The sequence below is a fragment of the Corallococcus sp. EGB genome, from assembly GCF_019968905.1.
In the GTDB taxonomy this organism is placed as follows: Bacteria; Myxococcota; Myxococcia; order Myxococcales; family Myxococcaceae; genus Corallococcus.
Window position 1 is genome coordinate 3,197,714 of record NZ_CP079946.1, and the last position, 11,682, is coordinate 3,209,395.

Sequence of the window (11,682 nt, forward strand, 5' to 3'; positions counted from 1 at the left end):
CGGGCTCCCTCATGGCTCGTACGTGAGCAGCGCGGACATCTCCCAGAAGCCCAGGGAGCGCTGCGCGTCGACGGTGTATTGCAGGTACTGCAGGCGGGTCCTCGCGGTGAGGTTCAGGTGGCGCGAGAGCTGGAAGCGCGCGCCGGTCGCGAGGCCCGGGGACACCATGGCGAAGCGCTGATCCGGGAACGCTCCGTCGTCGAACTTGCGGCCCATGATGAGGTACGCGACGCGCACGCCCACGAACGGCGCGAAGCGGCCCACGGGCCACTCGGCGGTGAGGCTGGTGCCCACGTTCACCACGGAGTAGCGGTACGCGGGGCCCTCCAGCGTGGGCAGCGTCAGCAGGCCGTGGGTGCCGCCCACCGCCGCGTCGAAGCCCCAGACCCAGTCGCGGCGGAAGTAGTCGTGCAGCTCGGCCTCCGCGCCGAAGAGGGGCACGGAGAGGAAGAGGGACTGCCGCGTCTGGGCGTCGAAGAAGGACTGGAAGCCGCCGGTGAGACCGAAGGCCCACCAGGCGCCTCGGTCCCTCATGGCGCCCTTCACGGGGTCGTCGGAGAAGGGCGCGTCCTTGAAGCGCGGCTCCTGCAGGATGGTGGTCCGGCCGCGCGCGACCTCCACCTCGCCAATGCGCAGCCGGTCGCTGAGCCGGCGCTTCACGCGGTACGTGCCCGGGGCCAGGGCCACGCGGCGCTCGGCGTCCGCGGTCTTGTCCAGCTCCGCGACCACGAGCCCGCCCGGATCCACGAAGTAGTAGGGGCCAGCGGGGGCGTTGCCGGGGACGATGAGGCCTTCGGCGCTCGCGCGCAGGTCGGTGAGGACCAGGTCTCCGTTGCCCGCGAGGTCGTAGCTGAACGTGGGGTGCTGGGGGCCCGCGCTGCTGTCGGCCGTGTCCGCGACGGTGCGGGCGTAGGCGTGTGAGTACGCCTCGAAGAGCGTCACGCGTCCGTCGCCGCTGCGGTCCGCGTCCCCCAGGAGGCCACTGACCAGGTGGTGGGAGAAGTAGCTGCCGCCCAGCGCGTCCGACTCCTGCGAGTCCTCGTCCGAGGCGCTGGAGGTGAGGATGACGACGCCTCGCGCATCGCGGGCCGCGCCGGACTCCACGTCGAAGGCGGGGGCCTTGCGCGCGCCCTTGGTGCGGGTGAGCGCGCCGGAGCGGCAGGAGTCGAGGATGGCGATGCGGATGTCCACGGGCGCGTCGGCCAGCCGGCGCTTGAGGGCGTCGAAGGCGAGCCGCGAGTCGCCCAGCCGCAGCGCGCCGTCCTTCGCGTGGCCGGAGTAGTAGACGAACAGCGCGGTGCGCTCACCGCGCGCCCGCGCATCGCGGGCCCGCTGTTCCAGCTCCGACAGGGCGACGAGGAAGTTCTTCGCGTCGCCGTCGAGGAGGAGCTTCGCGTCGGAGGGGGACACGCCGCCCAGCCGCGTGAGCAGGTCGTGCATCTTGCGCGCATCGTCGCGCGCGTAGCTCAAGGGCCGCGTGTCCGCGCCGCCCGTGTCGTTGCCCGCGATGAGCGCGAAGCGGTGCAGCGTGTCCGCATGCGCGGCGGTGGAGGCCAGGACGAGCGCGGGAAGCGACGCCCGTATCGCCGAGCCCAGGGCCCGGGTCCAGGCCGCCGCGGGAGCGAACACCTGTTTCACGGGACCGTCGCTCATGGCTTCAAGAGAACCCACTGCGTCTGCGCGCCCGCCACATCCAGCGGGGCCATGCGGGTGACGTCCCGGCCCGCCGCGATGAAGGACTTCCGGGCCGCGTCGCTCAAGGCCGCCATGGACAGGGGCGACTCCGTCAGCACCAGCACCACGCGCTCCGCGCCCGCGCCGGTGAACTCCACGCTCTCCGGCAGCCAGTGCTGCCCCGCGCCCGGCTCCACCTCGAGGCTGTCCCCGGACTCCGGATAGAGCGGCGTCACCTCACCCTGCGCGTCCACGGACAGCGCCGCCACGTAGCGGTACGCGTCCGCCGTGTAGCCCAGCCGCACGCGCTCTCCGGGTTGCAGTGCCTCCTGCGCCTCCGTGCTTGCCACCCGCTGCGGATCCACTCCGCCCCCAATCCGCAGCTCCGCGCTCGCGCCCCCCTTGAGGCGGTTGCCCGCGACGGGCGGCTGGGCCGGATCCGTTCCGCCTCTGGTCCCCAGCAGCGGACGCGCCAGCACCAGCACCACCAGGGAGGCCGCCACCGCCAGCAGCGGCCGGACCCACTGCGCGCGCGTCGCCGGTGCCTTCATCTCCTGCCGCGCGCGGGCCCGCTCCACGCCGGCCTCGAAGCGCTCGAAGGGCACCTCCGCCTCGAAGGCCGCCTGGGCGTCCGCGAAGGACCGGAGCGTCGCGCCACACGCCGCGCATCCCTGCACATGCTCCCGGACGCGGTGGGTCTCCTGCGCGGGCAGCTCGCCGGCGTGAAGGCGGCGCAATGTCCAGTTCGACTCGTGCGCGCTCATCGGACGCTCAGCTCCTCTCCACCCAGCTCCGCGAAATGCTCCAGCCGCTTGCGCACCGTGGGCACCGAACGCCCCAGCACCGCGGCCACCTCTTCCAGCGTCATCCCGTCCACGTGGTAGTGGATCGCCGCCGCCTGCGTCTCCGCGTCCACCCGGGCCAGCAGCCTGCGCACCAGGTCGCGCGTCTCCATCGCCTCCGCTCCACCGTGGCCCTCCGGACGGGCCGCCGCGTCCCGCGCGAACCACCGCCGCCACGCCGCCCCTTCCGAGCGCAGCTGGTTGAGGCAGTGGTGCGTGGCAATCTTCATCAGCCACGTCAGCGGAGATGCCTCCGCCCGGAACGAGTCCCCGTGCACGAGCGCGCGGGCGAAGACGTCGTGCATCGCGTCCTCCGCCCGGCTCGCGTCCTTCAGCAGGTAGCGGCAGCGCTCACGCACGCTGCCGCCGTACTTCACATACAGGTCGCGCAGGACGGCCCGCCGGTCCTCGTTGGGACGGGGAGGCACCACCTTCAGGGCCAGCGGGGTCGGTCCGGTCACGCGAGGCGCAAGCCTACCGCGACACCGCTCACAGCGACGAGTACACCGCCGCCGTGAACCCGCCGCAGGCGCTCGCCTCCTCGCCGTAGCCCTGGCGGGGGTCCACGCTGACGCGGAAGTAGGTGCTGAGGAAGTGCGCGTCCCAGCACTCGTTCAGGGTGGCCTCGCCAACAAGGTCGCCCTCCGACACCTTGACGTCCGAGCGCCCCACGCCCGTCGCCGCCCAGCGGCTCTTGATGGACAGCTTCTCCAGCTTCAGGCGGTTCAGGTCGCCGATGTCGATGTTCTTGTGCGTGACGAAGTCGAACTCGCCCCCCGCCGTCGGCGAGGCCTGGTAGTGGTACTTCGCGTCCACGCGCTTGCCGTCGTCCTCCTCGTCACGCACCTGGTGGAAGTCCGCGTCCACCGTGACCTGCGACGTCGCGCTGGCGCGTGCATAGCGGATGTCCACCGTCCCCAGATGGTTGTCCGCGCCCGGCAGGGTGAAGGCGGCGTCCCAGTCGATGAGCAACTGCCCGGAGCCGAAGCCCCGCTTGCGCTCGCCGTCCGAGCCCACCTCCACCGTCTGCGCGCCGGACAGCACCGCCCGGAACGCGCTGTCCTCCGCCTGCTTCGGCTTGCCCTCCAGCACCCAGGAGAACGACGCCTCCCCGGACTTCGTCACCGTCAGCCGCCACGCGACGAGGTCCATCGGGCCCGTGCTGGGGCCCCACACGGCCTTGTTCTCCTCCAGCGTCGTCGGCGGATACTTCGTGATCTGCTCGATGAGGTTCAGCACCCAGAGCGTGCCGCCGTTCACCACCACCGTGGCGGCCACCGTGGCCTTGAAGTAGTCCGCCGTCTGACCCTGCGTGGCCGTCGCGGCCGGGCCCTCGGCCTTCAGACCCTGCCCGTTCTCCTTCGGCGCGTTCACCTGCACCATCTCCTTGGAGGGCAGGCCGTCACGGAACGTCGCTTCGTCGGGCTGTCCCGCGTTGCAACCGGCGAACAGCAGAGAGGCACACAGCAGGCTCTTGCGCAGCATGGTCGGGTGTCCTTTCAGGGCCCGTTTCGTGCGGGCCGTGTGGCAGTGACTTCGCCCCTATGGACACAGGCCAGCCGGAAAACAGAAAAAGCGCTCGCTTGGGCCGGAAAAGCGCAGTGATACCAATTGGTTGGAGGCTGGCTGCCTGCTCTCCGGGCGCCCGCGCCCGCCTGCCCGACGGTTGAAATGGGCCATCCCTACCTTTCGCCCATGGAAAAACGACACCCGAACCATCCCGGGGAGATGGGTACGGACGCCACGCTGGCCGAGCGGGAGCGTGCGCCGGACGAGATCAACGCCCGCGCCAGAGCCGTCGGTCTGCTGCACGAGGCCGGGGTGCCGTTCGTGGTGGGCGGGGCGTATGCCTACGCCACCTATACCGGCATCTACCGCGACACCAAGGACCTGGACCTGTTCCCGCGCAAGCGTGACGCCATCCGCGCCCTGGAGGTGCTGGAGAAGGATGGCTGGCGCACGGAACGTCCGGATGAGGTCTGGCTCTACAAGGCCTACAAGGGGGACTACTTCGTCGACTTCATCTTCTCCTCCGGCAACGGCGTGGCGACGGTGGACGACGAGTGGTTCACCCACGCCAGGAAGGCCACCATCTTCGGCTACGAGTGCCTCATCGCGCCGGCCGAGGAGATGATCTGGTCCAAGGCCTTCGTCACCGAGCGCGAGCGCTATGACGGCGCGGACATCAACCACCTCATCCTCAAGGCGGGGCGGGAGATGGACTGGGACCGCATCCTCCGGCGCTTCGACCGCTACTGGGAGGTGCTGCTCAGCCACCTGATGATGTTCCGCTTCGCCTATCCCAGCGAGCGCGACATCGTGCCCAACTACGTGATGACGGAGCTGATGAGCCGCACGCTCCAGACGGTGCGCGATGGCCGCTGGGACGAGAAGCTGTGCCGGGGCAACCTGGTGTCCAAGGTGAACTATCACGTGGACATCCACCACTGGGGCTTTGGGGACGGCAGGGCGTGGGACGAACAGGACAGACCCGAGGGGGGAGCCCGTGGCGCGAGATCCGAGCTCGAAGATTCGGCTGGCAGCGGTCGGTGATCTGCACTGCCGCGAGGATCAGCACGGGCGGTTCCGTCAGCTGATCAAACAGGTGAACGCCTCGGCGGACGTGCTGCTCTTGTGCGGGGACCTGACGGACCGCGGGCTGATCGAGGAGGGCAAGGTGCTGGCCGAGGAACTCTCGGCCTTACGCGTCCCTTGCGCCGCGGTGCTGGGCAACCACGACTACGAGCACGGACAGGTGAAGGAGATCTGCACGGAGCTCTCCAAGGTCGGCGTGCACATCCTCGACGGGGACCACTTCATCTTCGAGAAGGTGCTGGGCATCGCGGGGGTGAAGGGCTTCGGGGGCGGCTTCGGCAACGCGACGTTGCAGGCGTTCGGCGAGGGACAGACGAAGGCCTTCGTGCAGGAGGCCGTCACGGAGTCGCTCAAGCTGGAGGCCGCGCTCAGCCACCTGGACACGCCGAAGAAGGTCGTCATCATGCACTACGCCCCCATCCCGGAGACGCTGGAGGGGGAGAACATCGAGATCCGTCCCTTCCTGGGGACGAGCCGCCTGTCGATGCCCATCGACCACTACGGCGCGGCCTGCGTCTTCCACGGCCACGCGCACCACGGCTCGCGCGAGGGCAAGACGAAGAGCGGCATCCCGGTGTTCAACGTCGCGATGCCGCTGCTCACCAAGTTCACGCCCGAGCAGCGCTTCGCCCTGATGGAGGTCTAGCGCTGCTTCAGGGCTGGGGAGCGCCGCCGTCCGATGCGTCGGGCGGCGCCTCCTGGAGCTCCGAGGCGCGCGTGGGCAGATCCGCCACCGAGCCCATGGACACCTCCACCAGGTCCGGCCCGGAGCCCCGAGCGTAGAGCCGGTCCTCCGTGTCCGGCACGGCGTCACCCAGCCACAGCCGGGCCAGCTCGCGCCCGTCTCCGTCACGGAGCACGACGCCTCGCGACGCGTCGCTGATGCCGTAGCGCTCCCAGCGCTTCACCTTCGCCTCGCCGAACGCCGAGGCTTTCAGCGACTCCAGCCGGCCCAGGAGCTTCACCACGCGGAAGTGCAGGGCGCGTCCGCCGTCGGGGCCCTCCACCTGCCACGCGTCGCTGTTCCCGGCGCCACGTGTCACGACCACCGGGGCGGCCTTGCCACCGGGGAGGAACTCCAGGCGCCGCACGGCGTCGCGCGGGAACGACAGCACGCGCCGGTCCTTCAACTCCTGCACGCCCACGTCCAGCGTCGTCAGCGCGCGGGCCTCCACTTCCGCCAGCGTCGACTGCGGGCCCTGTTCCCGCAGCGCATGGACCACGGGCGCACCGTCCCGGGTCACCTGCCCCAACCGGATGCGGATGGCTTCACCGGAAGCCGGGACGAAGCGCGCGTCCACGACGGGCGTGTCCAACCCCAGGGACTTCCGGGCGGCGGCGGTGTCCTGCGGGAAGGAGAGGGCTTGATGCCCCGCGAACGCCTTGAGCAGGTCCGTCAGCCGGCTGCTGTTCGCGCGCGTGGGCTCCGGCTTCTCCATCCGCCACGACGTGCCGTCCGCCTCGCGCGTCAGCGCGTAGGCGTGGTCCTTCGTCGTGACCTCGATGGCCTGGAGTGACGACAGGTCCAGCGGCCCCAGGAACTCCTTGGCGCGCAGCTCGAAGGGGCCCTTGTCCAGCGAGTACCGCACGGCCCCGTCCGCCGCGTACACGCTCGCGTCGCCTTCGCGGCGCACATAGACGGAGCCATCGAAGGGATTCTCATCTCCACCGGCCAGCGTCACGGTGCGCTGGCGCGACGGAGCCTCCGCGCCTCCACCGTTCGCGTCCGGAAGGTATGCCTTCGCCGTGACGGTGAACGTCGGGGACGTGAGCCCGTACTTCTTCAGGTCCGCGTCCGTCGGCGACGCGTTCACGGTGGCCTTGAACTTCGCCGAGGTGAGCTGCTGCACCAGGGCCTCCACCGCGTATGGATCCGCCTTCGCGTCCACGGGCGATACGATCCGCCAGCCGTCCGGCGTCCGCTCCAGCTCCGTGGTGGCGCCGCGGGCCTTCACCGTCAGGTGCGTGAAGACGGGCGCGGCATCCGGGGCCGTTCCCGGTCGTGGCTCGGCGGACTCCGTCGCGAAGAGCTTCGGCGGCGCTGGGGGCTTCTCCGCGTCGCGCGAACAGCCCACCGCCATCAGCCCCAGCAACACGACGGTGGAAGTCCTCACCGGTTCCTCCGCGACAGCCAGACCGCGAGTCCCACGCCCAGCAGCGACAAGGGCAACAGGTCAGTGGACACGAAGCGCAGGGCCCGCATCTGGTCCTCGGTGAGCTCCAGCGTGGACGTCTCACGGTCGGGGGGACGCAGGGTGATCTTCTCCACCTGATGGGAGGCCCAGCCCAGCGCGTTCATCACCAGGTTGCGGTTGGCCTCGTAGCCCCAGTTCGGATCCAGCAGCAGCTCCGATTCACCCACCGCCACCAGCCGCGCCTCGTCGAAGCGCTTGTGCTCCGCGGCGCGCGTGTCCCGGGACGCGGCGGCCACCAGCGTCAGCTGTCCCATCTTCTCGCCGCTGGATGGCGTGGCATCCTCCAGGGGCTTCGACTCCACCCACGCATAGGGCGAGCTCAGCAGCACGGGCTCCACCGTCACGCCGGGAAGCAGGAAGCCCTCACGGACCAGCGTGAAGCTGCGCGGCGTGGGCAGCTGCACGTTGAGCCCGCGCTCCTGGAGCGGACGCGTGATGGCGTGCTTGCCGTAGAAGTTCGACACGAGGACGAACGGGTTGCCCGAGTTGAACTGCGGATCCGCTGCCACACCCGCGTCCACCTGGACGCCGTAGTCCGCGAGGAGCAGGCCCAGCCCGTCCTCCGTGTTCGCGTCGGTGAAGTAGAGCAGCCGGCCTCCTTCCCCCAGGTACGCGCGCAGGGCCGCCACCTCCGGCGCCGTGTAGTCCTGCTTTGCGCCCGCGATGACCAGCAACCCCGCGTCGCGAGGCACCTCCTTGCGGCCCAGGAGGTTGAGCGGCTCGGGGCGGTAGCCCTCGCGCAGCAGCTGGCGCCGCAGCTCCGTCAGCCCGTCACCGGCCGTCTCCAGCGACCACTCGCCATGCCCCTCGAGGAAGTACACCTTCTGCGCGCCCGTCGCGCTCAGCTGGATGAGGGCGTTGGTCAGGTCCTGTTCGGAGGGGACGGGCAGGGGGGTGTGGGGCGCGGCGTCGCCCTCGCCTCGGGAGATGACGACCAGGGTCTGGCCGTCCTTGAGCTGGTACTTCGCGGCCAGGGACGGCTCGCGGCGCGGATCCACGAAGGCGTAGTCGAAGGTCGCCGGCGCGGCCTCGTGGTAGCGCCGGAACAGCTCCTCCAGTTCTCCATAGGACGGATGCGTGGGGGGGATGAGCGCCAGCGCATGCGCCTTCTCCTTTAGCCCCGCGAGCGTCTGCTCCGTCTGGGGCGCGAGCGAGAAGATGCGCTCCCGCGTCAGATCCCACCGCTGGTTCTTGCGGAACGCGAGGACGTTGAGCGCCACCAGCACGCCCAGCACCGCCAGCAGGGTGAGCACCGAGGACGCGAGGAACCGCCCCGTGCGGCGGCTGCCCGAGCGCCCCAGCTCCTGCCGGTGCGAGACGCCGTAGACCGCGAGCATCGCCGCGCCCAGCACCGCCTTGCCCGCCGCGAGCGCCACGCTGCCGGAGGTGAGGAACAGCGTGAAGGGGCTGGACAGGAGCAGCAGCAGGCCGAAGGCGCCCGACGCCCGGGTGACGTGATTCGCTCTCATGGTCACGCGTAGCGCTGCGCTTCCACCGCGCGGTGGGTGAGCAGCAGTGAGAACAGGATGACGGACGCGAAGAACACCAGGGCCTGCACCTCCAGCACGCCCTGGATCATCCCCTGCAACTGCGTGTCGAAGGACAGGTAGGAGAGGAACGAGCGCAGCGGCTCCGCGGTGGACTGGGCCACGCCACGCAGGAGCATCCACGGCAAGAGCACCGTGAAGGTGAGGAACGCCGCCAGCATCTGGCTCTCCGTCAGCGCGGAGATGAACAGCCCCACCGCCATGCACGTCGCGCCCCACAGGAGCACCGCGCCGTAGCCCAGGAGCACCGTGGGCCACTCCAGCGCCGAACCGGACGGGCCCGAGCCCACCACCGACAACAACACCGGGAACACCAGCGTCAGCCCCAGCGTGACGAAGATGAGGCCCAGGCCGCCCAGGTACTTGCCCAGCACGATGTCCACCGGGCGCACGGGCGTGGTGAGCAGCAGCGCGAACGTCTTCTGGCGCTTCTCCTCCGCGAACAGCCGCATGGACAGGAAGGGCGCGACGAAGAGCGTGATGATCAACACCACGCCCCACAGCTGCACCACCACGCCGTCGGTGAGGTTGCGGTAGACGATGGAGTCAGGGGGCAGGCGGCTCCAGCCGTGCTCGCGCGCCAGGGCCTGCACCTGCTGGAACTGCTCCAGCAGGCTGACGAAGAAGAACGACGAGAGCGCCGCCATCGCCGTGAGCACGGCGTAGGCCCACGGGGTGGTGAAGGCGACGGCCAGTTCCTTGCGGGCGATGGCCAGGGCGGTGCGCATGCGCTGGGGGTTCCTGTTCAGGCGGCGGTCAGCTTGATGAAGACTTCTTCCAACGACGCGTGCTCGGCCTGTCCATGGGACTTCGCCAGCTGGTCGATGGCGTCATGGGCCACCACGCGCCCCTGGTGGAGGATGAGGACCTGCTCGCACGTCACCGTGACCTCCGGGAGGATGTGCGTGGACAACAGCACCGTGTGTTGGCCCTTGAGGCTCCGGATCAACGCGCGCAGGTCCGCGCGCTGCGCGGGGTCCAGGCCTTCGGTGGGCTCGTCCAGGATGAGCACCGGCGGTGAACCGATGAGCGCCTGCGCGATGCCCACGCGCTGCTGATAGCCCTTGGACAGGTTCTGGAGCACGCGGCCCAGCACGTCGCTCACGCCGGTGAGCCCCGCCACCCGCTCCACCTCCGCCTTCACCGCGCGGCCGGGCACCTGCTTGAGCGAGGCCACGAACGCCAGGTAGCCGTGCACCGTCAGCTCCGGATACAGCGGCGGCGTCTCCGGCAGGTAGCCGATGCGCCGTTTGACCTCCATCGGGTGCGTGGACACGTCGAAGCCCGCGACCTTCGCGCTGCCCTCGGACGGGGGCAGCAAGCCGGTGAGGATCTTCATCGTGGTGGACTTGCCCGCGCCGTTGGGGCCCAGGAAGCCCAGCAGCTCTCCCTCACCGACCGTGAAGGAGAGGTCCTCGATGGCCACGCGCTCGCGATAGCGCCGGGTGAGGTTGCGCACCTCGATGATGGGCTTCTCGGTGATTGGCATGCGCGGGGGCGAACTCTACACTGCCCCGGAAGCGAGGCGTGGATGCCAATCGTGGTGCAGAAGTACGGCGGCTCATCGGTCGCTGACGCGGAGAAGCTCGGCAAGGTCGCGCGCCGAGTGCAGGAGAAGCGGGACGCGGGCTATCAGGTCGTCGTCGTCGTGAGCGCCATGGGCGACACCACGGATGACCTGCTGTCCCTGGCCAAGAGCGTGTCCCAGGACCCGCCCCGGCGCGAGCTGGACATGCTCCTCACCTGCGGCGAGCGCATCTCCATGGCGCTCCTGTCCATGGCGCTCCAGGAGCTGGGCGTGCCGGCCATCAGCTTCACCGGCAGCCAGAGCGGCATCATCACCAACGACGCGCACGCCCAGGCCCGCATCGTGGAGGTGCGGCCCTACCGCATCCAGGACGAGCTGGCGCACGGCAAGGTCGTCATCGTCGCGGGCTACCAGGGCGTCTCCTACAAGAAGGAGGTCACGACGCTGGGGCGCGGCGGCTCCGACACCACCGCGGTGGCGCTGGCGGCGGCGCTGGACGCGGAGGCGTGTGAGATCTACTCGGACGTGGACGGCGTCTTCAGCGCGGATCCGCGCGTGGTGCCGGACGCGCGCAAGCTGGAGTCGCTGAGCTACGACGAGATGCAGGAGCTGGCGAGCGCGGGCGCCAAGGTGCTCAACGCCCAGGCCGTGGAGTGGGCCAAGGCGCGCGGCATCACCATCCTCGCGCGCACCGCGCACGGGCAGGGCACCGGCACCCACGTGCAGGAGCTCGCCGTGCCCACCGACAGCCGCGTGAAGGGCGTGACGGCGGATACGGAGATGGCCGTGCTCGTCGCCCACCCCAGCGTGCCCCTCCAGGAACTCCTGGAGTTCCTCGACGCGCGCGCGGTGCGCGGCCGCACGCTCGCCCATGACGGACTGCCGGGCGCGCCGGGGCGCACGTTCCTCGCGGTGCCGCTCGCGGACATCCACGGGCCGGAGGCGCTCCAGCGCGAGCTGTCCACGCGCTTCGGCGCGGGCGTGGAATGGCGGGACGGCTGGGGCACCGTCACCTGCGTGGGGGTGGGCCTCAACGCGGACTGGGTGCCGCTGCGCAAGGCGCTGTCCGCCGCCGAGGCGCTGTCCGCCCGGGTGCACGCCGTGAGCACCTCGCCACTGCAGGTGACCCTCCTGGTGGACAAGACCCACTTGAAGACCCTCACCGCCCGGCTGCACCGCGAACTGCTCGGTGGCTGACACGCGCGGCGCCCGCGCAACCACCGTTGATCCGAGGACTTGCGGGCCGTCCCTGCGGACAAGGTGACATCGGGCGTTGAACTTCCGTTCCCAAGCAGGGCAGG

At 70.3% G+C, this 11,682-nt stretch carries 11 protein-coding genes; 3 read left to right on the forward strand and 8 right to left on the reverse strand.

Annotated elements, in window-relative coordinates:
- Positions 1 to 9 precede the first annotated feature (9 nt).
- From KYK13_RS13730 to KYK13_RS13745, 4 genes are read right to left on the reverse strand one after another with little or no spacing between them, the layout of a single operon-like run.
- Positions 10 to 1,653: a caspase family protein gene (locus KYK13_RS13730; protein ID WP_223644809.1), complete on the reverse strand. Its 1,644-nt coding sequence runs from the start codon at positions 1,651 to 1,653 to the stop codon at positions 10 to 12.
- A complete protein-coding gene (locus KYK13_RS13735; RefSeq protein WP_223644811.1) occupies positions 1,650 to 2,438 on the reverse strand; it encodes a zf-HC2 domain-containing protein in 789 nt (262 codons plus the stop codon). The genes KYK13_RS13730 and KYK13_RS13735 overlap by 4 nt, the downstream gene beginning before the upstream one ends.
- The gene (locus tag KYK13_RS13740) at positions 2,435 to 2,977 is read right to left on the reverse strand and encodes an RNA polymerase sigma factor (protein WP_223644813.1); all 543 of its coding nucleotides are present in this window, start codon (positions 2,975 to 2,977) and stop codon (positions 2,435 to 2,437) included. The genes KYK13_RS13735 and KYK13_RS13740 overlap by 4 nt, the downstream gene beginning before the upstream one ends.
- A 28-nt stretch (positions 2,978 to 3,005) precedes the next feature.
- Complete coding sequence (locus KYK13_RS13745; RefSeq protein WP_223644815.1) at positions 3,006 to 4,001, reverse strand: hypothetical protein; 996 nt, start codon at positions 3,999 to 4,001, stop codon at positions 3,006 to 3,008.
- A 243-nt stretch (positions 4,002 to 4,244) separates the two neighbouring features.
- On the opposite strand from KYK13_RS13745, the gene KYK13_RS13750 reads away from it, so the two are divergent.
- Positions 4,245 to 5,069 (forward strand): nucleotidyltransferase, encoded by an 825-nt coding sequence (locus KYK13_RS13750; RefSeq protein WP_223644816.1) that lies wholly within the window; start codon positions 4,245 to 4,247, stop codon positions 5,067 to 5,069.
- Positions 5,053 to 5,757 (forward strand): metallophosphoesterase, encoded by a 705-nt coding sequence (locus tag KYK13_RS13755; RefSeq protein WP_223646608.1) that lies wholly within the window; start codon positions 5,053 to 5,055, stop codon positions 5,755 to 5,757. Before KYK13_RS13750 ends, KYK13_RS13755 begins: the two co-directional genes overlap by 17 nt.
- A 7-nt stretch (positions 5,758 to 5,764) precedes the next feature.
- Here KYK13_RS13755 and KYK13_RS13760 read toward each other — a convergent pair whose 3' ends face one another.
- From KYK13_RS13760 to KYK13_RS13775, 4 genes are read right to left on the reverse strand one after another with little or no spacing between them, the layout of a single operon-like run.
- Positions 5,765 to 7,225: a DUF4340 domain-containing protein gene (locus KYK13_RS13760; RefSeq protein ID WP_223644818.1), complete on the reverse strand. Its 1,461-nt coding sequence runs from the start codon at positions 7,223 to 7,225 to the stop codon at positions 5,765 to 5,767.
- Positions 7,222 to 8,775, reverse strand: coding sequence for a GldG family protein (locus KYK13_RS13765; protein WP_223644820.1), 1,554 nt, complete (start codon positions 8,773 to 8,775; stop codon positions 7,222 to 7,224). Before KYK13_RS13765 ends, KYK13_RS13760 begins: the two co-directional genes overlap by 4 nt.
- A gap of 2 nt (positions 8,776 to 8,777) precedes the next feature.
- Positions 8,778 to 9,581, reverse strand: a complete 804-nt coding sequence (locus tag KYK13_RS13770; RefSeq protein WP_223644822.1) for an ABC transporter permease — start codon at positions 9,579 to 9,581, stop codon at positions 8,778 to 8,780.
- Positions 9,582 to 9,598: 17 nt separating this feature from the next.
- Complete coding sequence (locus tag KYK13_RS13775) at positions 9,599 to 10,342, reverse strand: ABC transporter ATP-binding protein (protein WP_223644824.1); 744 nt, start codon at positions 10,340 to 10,342, stop codon at positions 9,599 to 9,601.
- Between the two features lie 42 nt (positions 10,343 to 10,384).
- Here KYK13_RS13775 and KYK13_RS13780 point away from each other — a divergent pair, with 42 nt between their 5' ends.
- Positions 10,385 to 11,578, forward strand: coding sequence for an aspartate kinase (locus KYK13_RS13780; protein ID WP_223644825.1), 1,194 nt, complete (start codon positions 10,385 to 10,387; stop codon positions 11,576 to 11,578).
- Positions 11,579 to 11,682 lie beyond the last annotated feature (104 nt).

Coding starts and splice junctions, on each gene's coding strand:
- KYK13_RS13730 (WP_223644809.1), bottom strand. CDS start 1,653: ATGAGCGACGGTCCCGTGAAACAGGTGTTCGCTCCCGCGGCGGCCTGG.
- KYK13_RS13735 (WP_223644811.1), bottom strand. CDS start 2,438: ATGAGCGCGCACGAGTCGAACTGGACATTGCGCCGCCTTCACGCCGGC.
- KYK13_RS13745 (WP_223644815.1), bottom strand. CDS start 4,001: ATGCTGCGCAAGAGCCTGCTGTGTGCCTCTCTGCTGTTCGCCGGTTGC.
- KYK13_RS13750 (WP_223644816.1), top strand. CDS start 4,245: ATGGGTACGGACGCCACGCTGGCCGAGCGGGAGCGTGCGCCGGACGAG.
- KYK13_RS13765 (WP_223644820.1), bottom strand. CDS start 8,775: ATGAGAGCGAATCACGTCACCCGGGCGTCGGGCGCCTTCGGCCTGCTG.
- KYK13_RS13770 (WP_223644822.1), bottom strand. CDS start 9,581: ATGCGCACCGCCCTGGCCATCGCCCGCAAGGAACTGGCCGTCGCCTTC.
- KYK13_RS13775 (WP_223644824.1), bottom strand. CDS start 10,342: ATGCCAATCACCGAGAAGCCCATCATCGAGGTGCGCAACCTCACCCGG.
- KYK13_RS13780 (WP_223644825.1), top strand. CDS start 10,385: ATGCCAATCGTGGTGCAGAAGTACGGCGGCTCATCGGTCGCTGACGCG.